Source organism: Streptomyces sp. NPDC054840, from assembly GCF_053611065.1.
Map to the genome: position 1 here is coordinate 1 of NZ_JBSGZP010000115.1, position 14364 is coordinate 14364.

The window sequence follows — 14364 nt, forward strand, 5'->3', positions numbered from 1 at the left end:
GGAACTGCTACACCATCTGCCGGCCCTGGTACTGCGCCGGCCTTCTGTATCCGCAGACCCGACCGAGATGCTGTCGGGGGTGCGGGGATCGCGGTTGCTTGACCGGAGACCACCTCACTATCGATGTCCTGCGGTAACCAGGCTCAAAAATTCGGCCCGGGCGATCCTGATGGCGCTCGGCTCCTCCGTTCATCCCTCTGGGGTCACTTCATTTACCAAACGGGTACTGCTCTTACTGCGGTACTGCACCTACTGGTGATGCGAACTGCTGCGGCCTGTGTGAGCGCCACTCTTCGGCAGCCAGCCCCGTCGCCCGTCCTGCGTCTGCTCTGGCTTAGAACCCCACTGCCGAACTTCCCGGTGCGCGCGCCCGCAGCCGACGCCTTCACCGAGGTACTGCTCTGACTCACTTCACTGCTGGTTACTGCCCACCGCGGGTACTTCTCACTGCTCTACTGGGAACTGCACTTGCGGGTACGGCCAGCTGCGTTAACCGCGGTACCGATCACGGCGGCCCCTGATCACTGCGGGCCACCCGGTCCGATGGTCAGCCCCGTCGCCGTCCTGCAACAACCCTGGCTTCGGAACTCCACCACCGCACCGCACTGCTGAACTGCAACTACCTGTGCTGCGCGTACTGCTGCCCGGCAGTTCGTCCCTGCCAGGCCCTGCGGTCTCTCTGCGTTACGAGAGAAACCATAACCACAGGATAAGCGAATGTCTACTCCAGCCATGACAGGTTTCCGTGCAGCTGGCCGACAGGTAATCGACCCTGCCCGCGATGGGACGGACGTGCGACCGCTGTCAGGAGACTGGAGCGTGCGATCCGGGGAACGAGCACGCGACAAGCAGGGCCGGGGCATTGACGATCCAGAGACAAGGGTGCCCCTGATGGACGCGATGAACGTGACGCCGCAACCGCCCGCCCGCACTGTCCGCCGCGGACGCACGCCACGGCGGCGGGACTTCCTGGACACCCTCGTGCACCCGATCGCAGCCGAGGCCGCCGACACCGTCATCCTGTGTCTCGGAACTCATCACCAACGCGCTGCGCCACGGTAGGGCTTGAGCAGGGCGGCGAAGCAGGCGATTTCGTTGGTCTTGTCCGAAACCCGCAGCTGGGTGATGGTCTGGCCGTCGCCGGTCATCGCGGCCAGGAGGTGGGCGGCGGGAGTCTGGCCGTGCCGCAGGTGCCTTGTCGTCCACGGCGACCGAGTCCGCGCCACCGGGACTGGCACCGGTCAGGTCGGCCAGGCCGCCGGGGCAGACCAGGGCGATGACCCGTCGGATCGTGGCGGGGCTCGGGGCGACGCGCACCCCGAGCGTGTCCGTCACGCGGGCACCGAGCCGGGCCGGGGCCTGCTGCGGAGCATTCGCGGACCACTGGCCGATCACCGCATACGAGCGAGCGCCGGCGATCACTGCCGAGGCGGCAACCAGCAGCACCGCCACGAACGGGTGACACACCCCGCGCCGGCGGCGCGGATCGGGGAGCATCCGCAACCGCTCCACCAGCGAGAGCCCCGCAACACCCTCCAGAGCAGGCGACTTGAGGGAACAGACGGTGGCAGGCTGACGACACATCGAAGCTCTGGCGGTTCAGGGCGACTTGGGAAGGTCACCCCGTTCAATCGGAGCTTCGTTGCGGACGTGACGGGCGGCCCGACCGCCCGGCCCTGCGGACTCACTTGATCATCAGGATTTTGAAACGCCCCCTGCCTGCGGATCCGAGGTCGAGCGATTTGCAGTCCTGTTCTCGGGCGCACTCTTTCAGGCCGTGCTCGCGGTCTCTGCTCCGGCGTGCGCCGAGTGAATTCTCACCACCCTTGTGAAGCCAATTTGTACCCCCAATTCATGCCTCATATCCCCCTTCTCCTATTGACGGCATGTCAGTGGTGCGGGACCGTATGAGTGATTTCAGCGTGACGGCTTGCTCCTTCAGGGGAGTTCACCTACTGCTGCGGCGCATCTGTGCCGCAGTGCGCAATTCCTATCGCTCGACTCCGACTTGGGGCCTGAACGTCCAGGAGTGTCATTGCTGGAGATGCCGAACCGAACAGCACCTAATGGGTCGTCAACCCACACGACCGTCGCGCGACGAATCCGTCTGGTCATCGTTCGGAGAGCGGTAACAGCCACGAGGAGGAAAAATGTCACACAAGAGCGCCGCAGAGAAGGCCCCGAGGCGCCGCAGATTCATGTTCGCCGTTCCGGTGGCGGTGATGGCGCTGTTCACAGCCCAGGGCACCGCGTGGGCGGACGCCCCCACGTTCGCCACCCACGTCGACTACACGACAGGAGGCGGCCCGCTGTCGGTGCAGGTGGCCGACTTCGACAAGGACGGTCACCAGGACCAGGTCACGGCCAACTCGTCGGACGACACGGTGTCGGTGCTGCTCGGCAACGGTGACGGCACCTTCGACACCAAGGTCGACTACGGCACGGGCGACTTCCCCGGTGGCGTCTCGGTCGGTGACTTCGACGAGGACACCTACCCCGACTTGGCGGTCGCCAATGTGGACGGCGGCACCGTGTCGGTCCTGCTGAACAACGGCAACGGGACCTTCGCCACCAAGGTCGACTACGGAGCCGGCGCGGGCGCCTTCAAGGTGGCGGTCGGCGACTACGACAAGGACGGCCACGCCGACCTGGCCGTCTCCAACGAGTACGACGACACGGTGTCGGTGCTGCTCGGCAACGGTGACGGCACCTTCGACACCAAGGTCGACTACGGGACCGGGTCGTTCCCGTTCTCTGTGGCGACGGGCGACGTGGACAAGGACGGCAACCCCGACCTTGTTCTCTCCAACGTCGGGGGCAACACCCTGTCGGTGCTGCTCGGCAACGGTGACGGCACCTTCGACACCAAGGTCGACTATGGGACGGGAGGGCAACCCTCCCGCGTCCAGATCGCGGACTTCGACGAGGACACGGATCCCGACCTCGCGGTCACCAATCTGGACGACGCCACGGTGTCGGTGCTGCTCGGCAACGGTGACGGCACCTTCAACACCAAGGTCGACTACGCCGTGGATTTCGCTCCTGTCTCGCTCGCGGTGGAGGACTTCGACGATGACTCGCACCTCGACCTCGTGTCCGCCAACGCCAACGACGCCACGGTGTCCGTGCTGCCGGGCAACGGTGACGGCACCTTCGACACCAAGGCCGACTTCGCCGCCGGCGAGGGGCCGTTCGCGGTCGCGGTGGGGGACTTCGACGAGGACTCGCGTCCTGACGTGACAGTCGTCAACTACAGCGACGATACGGTGTCGGTCCTGCTCAACACCACCACGCCGTAGGGCCACTGGCCGTCCGGCGGTCGCCGGACGGTCGGCCGCCAAGGGCTTGCAGGGAATCACGGTATTGCTTCCCTGCAGGCCCTTAGGCTACGGAATGGGTCACCGTGCCGGTATAGGAACCTGACACCGCGTTGGCGGGCACGGACATGATCAGCGTCGGCTGCCAGATCACAGAACTGCTGGTTGTAAGGGCCGTGCTGTAGGTAAAGGCCGTGCGGGCCACGTTCAAAGTCACCTGGTTCGCAGCGGTCGGCTGGCCAGGCGAGAAGGTTCCGGGTCCCGTCTTCGACACGACGGGCCCGGACCAGTACGACAGGTTCCCCGGCGCAATGGTCTGGCCTGGGGAGCCTCCGCCTGTGGTGAAGTTGGTGGCCGACACCGTTGCGGCCCAACGCAGCGTGCCGCTGCTCGTGACCTTCACCTGTCCCAACTGTACGGTCGTCGTACTTCCGGGAGCCGCCGAACCGATGTTGGCCGACGCGGGAGCGGTGATCGCGGGCGCGAGCAGCGCTTCGGGAATCAGGAAGACGGTGTTGGCGGTCATGGTCTCTGCCTGTGGCCTTCCCCCTGGAGGCAGCGCCAGAAGGTTCGCACACAACACTCCTCCGACCCCGATTCGCAAAGCGATTCGAGGCCATGAGAAGGGTCGCGATCCCACTCGTTCTCCTTGTGGTCACCCGGTAAGCTGTTCTCCCGCATTGTGGGGGGAGCCACGGGCGTTCGCGTTCCCTCGGCGCCCGACTCCGGCCGGTTCACCCGTTGAGCGCATGGAAAATCTCATGTTCGATTTCTGTTGGCGCGGAGACGTCTGGCCCACAGGAAGGGCACCGCTGCACTGCCGAGGGCGAGCAGAATTCCCCCTGCGGCATACCCGACGCCGCCGTTCGACGCCAAGATTGCCGCGATAGAGGTGCCGCCCGGCTTGGGGAAGGTCAGGCGCGCGGAAAGGTTGTGCTGCACCATTCCGCTCTCCAGATACAGATGCGCGGCCCAGGGGCCGTCCGGCAGCCTTTTGTCCAGACCGCCCACTGTGACGGTTCCCCTGCCGCCCGGAGGGAGCGTGATTCCCTCGGTGACCGGATGCGCCCCCGCGTCCAGCCCGGCAGGGCCATCCGAGAGACTCAGCTTCCCCCTCAGGTCCAGTGCGCGTTTCCCTGTGTTGTGCACGTGGGCGACGATGCTCGGCAAGCCTTTTTTGTCGCGGTGGGCGACGATCTTGGTGATCCGGAAGTCGGCGTACTCCCCGCTGTCGCTGATGTCCAGGTACGCCCGGGTCCCCACACGGATGACCGAGCCGACGTTGTGCGTGGCGTCCGGCGGTGCGCCGTTCTCTGCCCACACCACGGCGTAGCGCTCTCCCGGCGTCGCCGTGTCCGGCACCTTGATCGTGACCGTGGCCTCTGCCTTCTCCCAGGGTTTGAGCCTGAGGACGGCCGGCCTGACGCTGGTCCACTGGGTCAGTTCGTTGGGGGTGCGGCCGTCGGCGAACACGAACCTGTTGTCCGTGATCCCGGCGGCGGCGGGGTACAGCTGCACCTCGCGCCCGCTGTCGGTCTTGTTGGCCACCTCGAACCGGCGCTCGATGACGGTTCCCGGCTTCAGGTGGTCGACGATGTACTTCAGCGCACGCGGGTCGTTGCGCCGGGCCACCGGGGCTTCGAGCAGACGGAAACCGATGTATCCGGTGTCACTCGAAGGGTCCGCGGCGGCACTCGGCACGCCGGTGACGGTACCCGCCAGGACAGCCAGAGCAGCGGCCGTCAGCCGCAAGGACGGCCTGTCTCTTGTCTTCACAGCTCGTGGTCAGCTCACGGACTGCGTGATGGTGCCCGTGTAGGCGCCGGAGACGTTTGAGGCCGGCACCGCCACGGTCAGCGTGGGGTTCCAGCTGACGGCGTTGGCGCCGTCGCCGCTGGACCGGGAGAACGCGGTCAGGGTACTGGCCAGCGTCCCCGTGGTCCCGGCCGTGTGCGGGGGGTTGGTCTCGCTGGTCGCGGCACCCGGGGCGTAGGTCACGCTGCTGCCCGTGATCGTCTCGGAGGCCGTGCCGCCACCCGTTGCGAAGGAGGCGCTCAGGGACACCGTCGCCGTCCAGGTGGTACCGAGTTGGGAGCGCTGGTCATTCACCGTCGTGACGCCGAGGGAGCCGGTGGCCGATCCGCCGGGGGCGGCTGAGGACAGAGACGCGCTTGCGGGCGCGCTGAGGGTCAGGCCCGTCGTCGCGGTCACCGTGAAGGTGGTCACTGTGTCGGCAGCCATCGCGGGCGTGGATGTGACCATGATGGCGCCGACCAGCATGATCGGAATCATCACACCGTTGTGAACTCTCATGCCCATTTCCTCCCGCGCAAGTGCCCAGCATTCCTATATGTATGCGATCAGTCAGTCAGGAGTCGACGGGTGACTGGCGATCATCACGCCACCGGGTGACAAAAGGGGCTGAACGAACTAATGCCGCAACCATATGTGGGGTCGTGGTCACGGCGTTGACAGTGTCACGGCGGGCTCAGGCTTGGCGCGGCGCCGGAAGTGCGACCAGCGCAGATGGTGGTTCCTGGGCTCGGTGAAGGCGCTGGGCGACGGCGTCGACACGAAGACCTGCGACTCCGTGCACCGGGCCGACGTCCGCGGCTCGATGCCCGACCTGGTCCAGGCGGTGGGCAGAGCTCTGCGACTGCAGCCCGGCGTGGGCAAGACCGCCTCCCCGTGCTGCCGGTGCTGCTCGGGCCCGGCGAGACGCCGGAGGGCATCGTCACCTCCCGCGTGTACGGCGGGCTGGCGAAGCTCCTGGAGATGCACAGGTCGCACGACTGCTCGGGTCGTGGAGGAGTTGGCCGAACAGCAGGCCCCGAGCCGCTACAACCCACGATCCTCTCCGTGGGGACATCCGCCCAGCCTCACGCACCCTTGCACAGCGCGTGAACAACGCCCCTCAGGGCAGCACGGTCATCCGCCGGCAACCGGCCGGTGACGGCGTGGCGGGCGAGAGGGAGCAGAGGGGCGACGCGCTACCGAGGGTCATCCGGCACCCGCAGAAGTCTGCCGTCGCCTTCATCCCGGCGCCGAGCCCCTCCGCCAAGCTCATTCTGAAAAGCTGGCGTGAAGGTCCGAAAGCGATCGGGTTCCGCCGGATCCCGATCAGCGATGTGTGGAGACACCCATCTCCGGTCGGGGCGCGGCACAGGTGGCGCTTCGCCGATCGAGGTGTCCCCGCCGGCTGGCGGTGGGCACCTCGTGCGGTCAGGTGATCCCCAGAGCGCCTGGGGCACCTGCCCTCGTCCGCACACTCCTGTCGGCACGGCGTGATCTTGAGCGTAGCGGGCGGACCGCCGGCCAACGGGTTCAATGCGGGGACTCCTCCCGGCTCCCGGCGCGTCCGTCGCGCTCCTGGGACCGTGGCTCCATGGACACCACGCGCGCAGCAGCGGCGCGTACCCGCTCTCGCCCTCACCGGCCCAGCCCGTGGTGAGCGCCGGGCGGTCTCGGGTTCGGCTACGCGTCGGCGAGATGCGTGTCCGCAGCGACCGGGTCGCCGTGATCACGTCCGGATGCGAGCAGTTGCTCCTGCGGGTCACCGGTGAATGCGACCTCCTGGTCCTGATCTGCCCGGCACAGGGCAGACCGGCTCCCGCCAAGCCGGCATAGCTGGGCGGACGAACTCCTCGCCGTCATCGAGGAAGTCGGAGCGGCGCACGCCGAGGCGGGTGGCGGCCTGGTCCCCTCGGGACGGCCTGGGCCAGCAGCCGGTACGCGGCCGGTACGCGGCGAGGGCGGCGACCTGGGCGGGGTGGAGATCGCCGGACAGGTCGGTCAGACTGGTGGACTTTCGGTGGGGGTGTCGGTGCGGGAGTTTGCGGGCTGCTCCAGTCCCGGCCGGGGCGGTGTGAAGCCCTGACGCATGGCGCTCGACGAGCGCTCTGCTCCATTCGGCCTCACACTTTGGAGGGCCCTCAAGTCTCCCAGCGAGCGTCCAGGCAGATAGTCCGCACTCCCTTCGGGAGGCACCGTGGTCTTGATAGCCCTGTGTGTGCCCGTGTTCATGATGCTTTTCGTGCTCGGGATGGACGTGCTCGAGAACTTCATGTTTCAACCGCCCGCGAAGGACACCGACCGGCGGCATCCATCCGCTGCTGGGGAGCCAGGACGTCCGGTGGAGGAAGGGCTGAAATGAGCCCTCGGCCGATCAGGGGCGGGCTGGGACTTCTACCCACGAGGGTGTACCGGCCGGAGAGCTTGGTGTGGCTGAAGGGCTACCAGGCCCTGCGACGCCGGCGCCAGGAGAGACGACATCACCGGCCTGCACGCCGTCCCCTACGACACCACAGTCGAGGTCGGTGTGACGAAGCGTTCCCGCGGGGGCGCTGGGTGCACGAACCATGCGACGAATGCAGGAAAGCGCTCCTGCGCCCTGAGCACCGAGGAGGCGCACTAAGGGCTGTCCCGTAATCCCCGGCGGGCGCACGACGCCGGCTACGGCACCTCGCCGCGTTGTCGGAACGCCCGAATACGCCCAGTATGGGGGCGCCCCTCCGCCTTGCGATGCACCGCATCTGACGCCGTGCGCTGATCCACCGGGGATTACGGGACAGCCCTTAGGCCCTGGCCGAGGGTGTACCCGGCTGCCCGCGCTGCCTGCCCGACGTGGCCCTGGGAATGCTGGAGTAACCCCGGAGCGCATCGGATCGAGAACCGCAAGCCGTTGCCCTGTTCATCGGTGTGAGAACCCGACGAAGGAAGAAGGCAAGAAGACCGAAGAGCGCGAGCAAGTAACCGTTGAACACGATCCGCATGCCTCCGAGACCGTCCCTACGATGCCCAGGACCGGCCACGCCATGCCGTGGTCCCCTGAGGAGCGCCCGGCATGGCCGCACCGTGCCCGCTCGTCGCACCCAGCCCTGGAAGAGGCGCATGAACAGCCGGCTGTGCTGCGCCCGACCGCCTGATCCTGCCCTCACCCTGACGCTCCTGAGAGTGACGTGGCCTGCCCGGGGCGTACCGGTCCGGCACGGGAAGCGTCGCCCCCGGCATGGAACGTACCGAGGGAGTGCACACCGGTGAGCCGGGCCTGGTGGTCCTGGATGTCACCGGCGCCGACGAGGGCACCGTCCGGCTGTGATGGCCACGCTGGAACGGCTGTGGGCCATCTCCGGCATCACCCCCGTCCACCGCCGGCCGGGGCCAGCCCGGTGCCCGGGCCCGGATCATCAGGCACCCGCACACGGCCGCCCTTGGCAGCGGCTTCACTCCCGGCACTCCAACTATGTGGCGATGCCCTCCCTTCCGGCTCCGAGCGTCGGCCACCGGCGCCCGACTTGATCGTCGCTCCCGGCCTCGACCGGTACCACGCGACCGCCTCCGCCTTGAACTCGGCGGGTAATGCTTCAACCCCACGGGGACTCCGTGTTCCTGGAACATCAAGATCCAAGTGTCTCCGGTGTCCAAAATTCGAGGTCAAGGCCCCTACGCCCATCGGATGATCGTGCCGACCTAAGTGCCGATCACCGGGCGCGCCTCTCCTGTTTGCTGCGGGCACAGCCGAATGATGCAGCAGGGAGGCGCCCACAGATGCGTCCTGCGTGGACGCACCGCCCTCCTTGCCAGATCGAACCACCAAGAAAGTAGGGCACTTCGTGAGTGCTAAGAGCAGAACCGGGTCCGGTCCCGGTCCGCTTCCGATGCGGAACAGGTTGCTCACCGGCGGCGGGACCGCGTTGCTGGCCTTCGTGACGCTGGGCCTCGCCAACCCCGCGCTGGCAGCTACGGCGACGGAAGACGCGAAGCCGGCGGCCGGCGACAGGTGCTACGGGTACTACTCCGACTCCGGCTTCGTCGTGGCAGGCGACGGGGACGGCGACGACTGCGGGGACGGACGCGGGGAAGCCGGACCTCGGGGACCTGCCGGACCTCCCGGACCTCCCGGACCTCCCGGACCGAGCCTCTGCGACGACATCGACACCACCGACTACTTCGCCACCTCGCTCGAAGACCTGTTGATCCGCGAGGAGCTCAGCGCGGTCCTCCTCACCGACGAGAGGGTCTTGGTCGGCCAGCGCGACCTCAACCTGAACGGCTCAGCGGCGAACGCGTACGTCTGGGACCGGATCGACGACAACACCGGGTTCCCCCAGGACTCCGAGCCGTGTGCGGTCTCCATTACCACCCCGTCGGGTGGCGTCTCGGCGGTCGGGGACACCGCCTACGTCAAGGTGCTGTTCCTCAGCGGCGAGGTGTGGGAGCTGCCGGGCGTGCGCACCGGCATCCTGGGCACGGACACGTTCGACTTCAGCGGCGGCACGTGGGTCGAGGTCACCGAACCGTCGCTCGCCCTGAAGGACCTCAAGAACAAGAAGGCGCTCAAGGCAGCTCCCAAGAACGCCAGGTGAACACCGCGGACTGACCTGATCGTGCCCTGATGCGCGGTTGGCTGCGTGTCCCGACAGCAGTGCGCCGTACCCCGATGTCCCGGGTACGGCGCACTGCTTCGTGCGCCCGCCGGGGATTACGGGACAGCCCTTAGGGTCTCGGGTTTGGTGTCATGTGTGTTGCCTGGTTGCCGAGTTGGTGGTGGCTGGGTGGGGGGTGTGGGCCCCTGTCGGGGCCGGTGGGGGTGGGAGGGGGTGTGTGCGGGTGTCCTGGGGGTGGGGCTCGGGGGTGTTCGGGTGCGGGGGGGGGTGACGGTGTGTTTCCTGAAGGGTTTCAGCGCCCTTCCGGGCGCCGTGTCCGTGGTGGACGACCTCACGAGCGTCCGGATTCACGGGGAGCGGGTGTGCCTGAATTCCGGGGCGGCCTTACGGCTGAATTTCAAGGCTTCAGAATTCGCCTTACTTCACCGATCCGCTCCGATATCTCTGGTGTGCGTCACGGATGGTCCGCCTCACCCACCAAGTCTGATGACACGTCAGAGAAATGATTCAAGGAAGTGCAGGCCACCCGGAAACCGAATAGAGGACACCCCGGAAAAGAAGAAGGAGGGCCCTTCCGGGCCTCCCCCACTCGCCTATCACACCGTCAAAACACCCCATCACTTCAGATCGCAGGGGCCAGCGGGACCGGGGGGCCGGCAGGCTCCCTTCAGGCACGTCATGCCTGTCATCCTCGGGCGACGCCGAGCCTCCGCAAACCGTCCGGCGCAGGCCCCCAGCCGCCCAACAGACGGCTGAGGACCCATGAGTCAGCCGCTCGGAGTGGTTTCTGCCGTGTCGAGGGTCTCGGCGTAGCCGTGGCCCGCATACGGGCTCGGAACCGCGGTCCGCAGTCCCCGACCGGTGCTACCCCTCACTGCGGCTCGTCCCGAGTAATCCACCGGTCGCCCCCACCCAGCGGGACCGGCACGCCGACCGGACTGGACCGACCTTTAAGGTTTGCCCATGAGTTTGACAGCAGGTCACGAGGGAGGAGCCCTGCCCGGTCCGACGGCATCGGCGCTGGGCTGGCAGGCGCCGAGCGCGGTCGAGCAGGGGTTGTTCGAGGCGAAGGCGCGCGGCGACTGGCCCGCGTACTACGACCTCGTCGCGCGGGCTGACCTGTACATGATGCAGTCGCGGGCCTACGTCGACGCGAACGCGGGCAACACCCGCTTCCACCCCTACTGGAACCCGCAGACCGGGACCGCGTGCCTGGCCGTCTACACCGGCGGCATGCTGCCGCCGCCCGTCGCCGACCCGGTCTACAACTGCTACGACCTGGGCTGGTTCGCGGAAGTCTGGAACCAGGACGACCCGCCCTACCTCGTCGTCAACCCGGGCAGCCCCTGCGAGGGCGTCCTGCCGGCCGGGCCGGAGGGCCGCGCCCTGTGGCAGCGTCACTCCGCCCCGGTCGAACGGCCGGGGCTGGCCCAGGATGTGATCCACACCCTGGAGGTGGGCGGCCCCCGCACCGGCCCCGTCGCCTTCGGTCTCGCGGCCGGCGCGCACATCAACGTGCGCAACGGGCGCTACTGGAACTCGATGGCCTACCACGGCTGCGGATACCTCGACGAGAAGCGGATGCTGGAGCGCTGGTGGGGCGTCACCACGCGGGATGACTGGCTGGACACGCAGGAACAGCTGCTGCGCGCCGGAATGGCCAGCGAGGTCTGGGAGTTCGTCCTGCAACTTCGCCGTGCCATGGCCCTGGACTTCGCGGGCCCCGTCGACGTCGACCACTGGCGCCAGGCCGCGGTGAAGGTGGTGCGCCGGCGCGCCGAGGCCGCCGCCGAGCCCCGCCTGACCGCGGACGGCGTCACCCCGGGCGGCACCGTCACCGCTGCGGAGCTTGAGGGGCAAGTGAGCGGCCTTCAGCGGCTGATCGGCCGCATCGCCCGCTACGAGGCGCGGTTCCGCGCCGACGGCCTGCTGCCCGAGGGGGGCTTCGTCCGCAGCGTCGAAGCGTGGGACTACGGCCGGGCCTCCGGCATGGCCCGCTGGGGACTCGCCGCCCGCCTGTGCTCCCTGCAGGAGGCGGAGGCGGCCGTGGTCCGGGCCGGGCGTCTCGTCCAGCTCAACTACCGCTCGTGGGAGGACTTCTCGGCCGCCTACGTCCTGGGCCGCTGCCTCCACTTCGACGAGGAGGAGTTCGGTGAGTGGTATGAGACGGTCCTCGCGACCCACCGTGCCCTGACGGCGGACCCGGCCAGCCCATGGCGCACGCTTCCCTGGGCCTGAGGGCTCCCGAGGCCTCCGGCCGTGCGGCTCCGGATCCCGCCGTGGTGGCCGGCCCCTGCCCTGTTCACCAGGGCAGCGGCGCTTGCGATCGTTCACGCGTCGGCGTGGCTGGTCCTGCCGTACGTCTTCCGGCGGCACTGGTGGCAGCCTCGTGGTGGCCGCGATCGCGCACAGGCGCAAAGGCCCGCGGCATGGTTCTGGGCGGGGCGGGCGTCTTCGTGGCTCTGGTGTACGCGCGTCTGGGAGCGTCGTGCTGTACGCGCCTGGCGTTCGTGCTGTGGGGCTTTCGGGGCGGTGGGTGAGGCCGGGTGAAGCCGCGCGCGTGGCCTTTGCCGAGGTGTCTGGTGTGCCGCGCTGTGAGACGGCACGCACGGCACGTGCATCGTCGCGGAGGCCGACGAGCTGGACCGTTTTCCGGGCTGCCCGAGCCGCGGATCACCGGCGCAGGCGAGAATGGAAGGAACGGTGGGAGTGGACATGGGCTACCTGGCAGTCGTGGGGATCGGTCTCGCTTGGGGGCTCTTCCAGGCTTGGCGCGGCGGCGCATTCGGCGGCCGGCCCCCGCAGCCACAACGACGTTCCCGCTCGGGGAAGAACGACGGCGTCAGCTTCTCCTGTGGCAGCGATGCGTCCTGTGGTGGCGGCTCCTCCTGCGGTGGCGGCGGAGGCGACTGATGCCCGGCGGCTCCCCGCACTCGCCCGAGCCTGCGTCAGTCGCCGCCGCGGGTGGCGCCGGCGAGCATGCCCGTCGGCGGGGCGTGGCGGCCGGTGTGGTGGTGGAGCGCGGACGGGCGGACCCGGGACGCGGGCGCGGAGGGCGGCGCCAGGGGACGAGGGTCGCGTCCACGAGGCGGGCCGGGCCCCGAGCCACATGGCGAACACGAGGTGGCGAACCAAAGGTCGGCCACCTGTCTCGGTGCAGCCCTTGTTCTCGGCCTTGGGGGCGTTCTCCGTCCTCGGCATCGTCCACCAGGAGCAGTGCGGGGTCTTCCGCCTGTGCCGGCGACGTCGACGGTGTGACGCCACGCCCGCTATCGAGCCGTGATCGTTCTGCGGCGGCGCAGAGCTCGGTGTCCGCTGACGTCGAACCTGGAGCGCTTGCCACCGAGCCGGGACCGGGGTTGCGTGGCCGCGTCCGGGAGGCTCATTCGTTCGAGTGGTAGGGCATGAACCAGTGGGTGTCGAAGTAGTGGGCCATCGTGAAGGGATGGTCCTTCTCGAGGAGGATGCGGCAGACGAACTCTGCGGTCGGACAGTCGAAGGGGACGATCTCGCCGTCGAAGGTCTGCATGGTGACGGGCCAGTGGTCAGGGTCTCCGTCGTCGGTCTGCCAGCAGTACAGGTTCTTGTGCTCGGTGCCCGCCCAGACCAGCAGACCGTCCTCCTTGGAGTCGGTCCACGGTTCCCGGTTCAGATGGAGGTACGCGTCGAAGGCGCCTTCTCCGAACGTCTCCACCATGCGCTTGTAGTCGCTGGGAAGGCGCGTGCCCATGCGCGCCTCGATCTGCGCCCAGTCGACGTCCGGGCGCTGCGGGGGCGGAGTCCAGGCGGTGATGCCGATGAGCCGCTGGACCCAGTCTTCGTCCTGACCGGCTGTCCCCACAGGCAGGACGTGTACCTGCCGCGGGCTGACCGCCAGCACCGGCACGGTGTCACCTTGGGCATCCTGTGCGGTCCCTGCGCCGATCCACTGCCCTTCGTGGGCCCAGACCATTACCGTCTCGCCCCGACCCTGGAGAAGGTCGAGGAGACCTGCGGCGTGAACCTCGCTGACGCCCGGGTCGGTGATGCCGTCAAGGATCAGGGGCCGTGGTGCGCCGTGGCGGGAAGCCAGCTTCTCGACCAGTGCGTGGGGGTCGATGTCCTGCGAGAGGTGCAGAACCCCGCTCGGCTCGGCGAGCCGGGCCAGCAGGTCGTTGAGCGTCGCATGGGTGAACTCCATGGAAGACAGGAAAGCGCACTCCACTGACAAGGGCTGTGCTCCGGCATGGGTGGCAATCGGTCACGTCACAGGCCGGGACGGGCCTGTCGTGTGCCTACCGACCTGGGCGAGGTCTACGCCGGTGTCCTTCAGGCAGTGGTCGAGGAGCGCGTGCATGTGGTGGACGGGGAGGGACGGGTTGGCCGCGGCGCCCTCCGCGGTGCGGGGGTCGGCGAGGAGGGCCTCCAGGACTTCGGGCGTCAGGATCGGGTTGGCTGCGGCTGCCCGGCGCACCGCCTCGTCGGGGTCTTCCAGCGGGGGTGCGGGCAGGGTGGGATCGGCTGCGGCCAGGGCGCGTACCTCGGGATCCGGGTGGCCGATGGGGTGGGTCCGGCCGGTGCGCGGGAAGCCGGGCAGCGTCAGCAGGTGCGGACGGTGGTCCGGGCGGGTGACGAAGACGTCAAGGAGGAGGTGTGGCGGAGCCAGCGGGTGGCGGCAGGCC

The 14364-nt window shown here is 68.4% G+C and carries 10 protein-coding genes and 2 pseudogenes; 6 read left to right on the forward strand and 6 right to left on the reverse strand.

Features of this window, described 5'->3' with window-relative positions; all coding sequences use genetic code 11:
• The first annotated feature begins 279 nt into the window (after positions 1-279).
• Complete coding sequence (locus tag ACWGIU_RS11395; RefSeq protein WP_453704631.1) at positions 280-405, forward strand: hypothetical protein; 126 nt, start codon at positions 280-282, stop codon at positions 403-405.
• An 855-nt stretch (positions 406-1260) separates the two neighbouring features.
• Here ACWGIU_RS11395 and ACWGIU_RS11400 read toward each other — a convergent pair.
• Positions 1261-1584, reverse strand: a pseudogene (locus ACWGIU_RS11400) (transposase family protein); the annotation flags it as partial.
• Positions 1585-2150: 566 nt separating this feature from the next.
• Between ACWGIU_RS11400 and ACWGIU_RS11405 the strand changes: the two are divergent.
• The gene (locus tag ACWGIU_RS11405) at positions 2151-3299 is read left to right on the forward strand and encodes an FG-GAP repeat domain-containing protein (protein WP_453704633.1); all 1149 of its coding nucleotides are present in this window, start codon (positions 2151-2153) and stop codon (positions 3297-3299) included.
• 82 nt (positions 3300-3381) lie between these two features.
• On the opposite strand, the gene ACWGIU_RS11410 is transcribed toward ACWGIU_RS11405, so the two are convergent.
• From ACWGIU_RS11410 to ACWGIU_RS11420, 3 genes are all read right to left on the reverse strand, one after another.
• Positions 3382-3843 (reverse strand): hypothetical protein, encoded by a 462-nt coding sequence (locus ACWGIU_RS11410; protein ID WP_453704635.1) that lies wholly within the window; start codon positions 3841-3843, stop codon positions 3382-3384.
• 233 nt (positions 3844-4076) lie between these two features.
• On the reverse strand, positions 4077-5018 hold the full coding sequence (locus tag ACWGIU_RS11415) for a peptidase (protein ID WP_453704637.1): 942 nt from the start codon (positions 5016-5018) through the stop codon (positions 4077-4079).
• A gap of 84 nt (positions 5019-5102) precedes the next feature.
• Complete coding sequence (locus ACWGIU_RS11420) at positions 5103-5630, reverse strand: hypothetical protein (RefSeq protein WP_453704639.1); 528 nt, start codon at positions 5628-5630, stop codon at positions 5103-5105.
• A 1176-nt stretch (positions 5631-6806) separates the two neighbouring features.
• On the opposite strand from ACWGIU_RS11420, the gene ACWGIU_RS11425 reads away from it, so the two are divergent.
• From ACWGIU_RS11425 to ACWGIU_RS11440, 4 genes are all read left to right on the forward strand, one after another.
• A complete protein-coding gene (locus tag ACWGIU_RS11425) occupies positions 6807-6944 on the forward strand; it encodes a hypothetical protein (RefSeq protein ID WP_453704641.1) in 138 nt (45 codons plus the stop codon).
• A gap of 1381 nt (positions 6945-8325) precedes the next feature.
• Complete coding sequence (locus ACWGIU_RS11430) at positions 8326-8415, forward strand: DUF6207 family protein (protein ID WP_453704642.1); 90 nt, start codon at positions 8326-8328, stop codon at positions 8413-8415.
• 559 nt (positions 8416-8974) lie between these two features.
• Positions 8975-9682: a hypothetical protein gene (locus ACWGIU_RS11435; protein WP_453704644.1), complete on the forward strand. Its 708-nt coding sequence runs from the start codon at positions 8975-8977 to the stop codon at positions 9680-9682.
• A gap of 984 nt (positions 9683-10666) precedes the next feature.
• Positions 10667-11941, forward strand: a complete 1275-nt coding sequence (locus ACWGIU_RS11440) for a DUF1266 domain-containing protein (RefSeq protein WP_453704646.1) — start codon at positions 10667-10669, stop codon at positions 11939-11941.
• A gap of 1144 nt (positions 11942-13085) precedes the next feature.
• On the opposite strand, the gene ACWGIU_RS11445 is transcribed toward ACWGIU_RS11440, so the two are convergent.
• The gene (locus tag ACWGIU_RS11445; protein WP_453704648.1) at positions 13086-13883 is read right to left on the reverse strand and encodes a hypothetical protein; all 798 of its coding nucleotides are present in this window, start codon (positions 13881-13883) and stop codon (positions 13086-13088) included.
• A gap of 60 nt (positions 13884-13943) precedes the next feature.
• Positions 13944-14364, reverse strand: a pseudogene (locus ACWGIU_RS11450) (hypothetical protein); the annotation flags it as partial.

Excerpts from the sequence above, each read along its gene's own strand:
- ACWGIU_RS11410 (WP_453704635.1), bottom strand. The coding sequence starts at position 3,843 with ATGACCGCCAACACCGTCTTCCTGATTCCCGAAGCGCTGCTCGCGCCC.
- ACWGIU_RS11405 (WP_453704633.1), top strand. The coding sequence starts at position 2,151 with ATGTCACACAAGAGCGCCGCAGAGAAGGCCCCGAGGCGCCGCAGATTC.
- ACWGIU_RS11445 (WP_453704648.1), bottom strand. The coding sequence starts at position 13,883 with ATGGAGTTCACCCATGCGACGCTCAACGACCTGCTGGCCCGGCTCGCC.
- ACWGIU_RS11435 (WP_453704644.1), top strand. The coding sequence starts at position 8,975 with ATGCGGAACAGGTTGCTCACCGGCGGCGGGACCGCGTTGCTGGCCTTC.
- ACWGIU_RS11420 (WP_453704639.1), bottom strand. The coding sequence starts at position 5,630 with ATGAGAGTTCACAACGGTGTGATGATTCCGATCATGCTGGTCGGCGCC.
- ACWGIU_RS11425 (WP_453704641.1), top strand. The coding sequence starts at position 6,807 with ATGCGTGTCCGCAGCGACCGGGTCGCCGTGATCACGTCCGGATGCGAG.
- ACWGIU_RS11430 (WP_453704642.1), top strand. The coding sequence starts at position 8,326 with ATGGAACGTACCGAGGGAGTGCACACCGGTGAGCCGGGCCTGGTGGTC.
- ACWGIU_RS11440 (WP_453704646.1), top strand. The coding sequence starts at position 10,667 with ATGAGTTTGACAGCAGGTCACGAGGGAGGAGCCCTGCCCGGTCCGACG.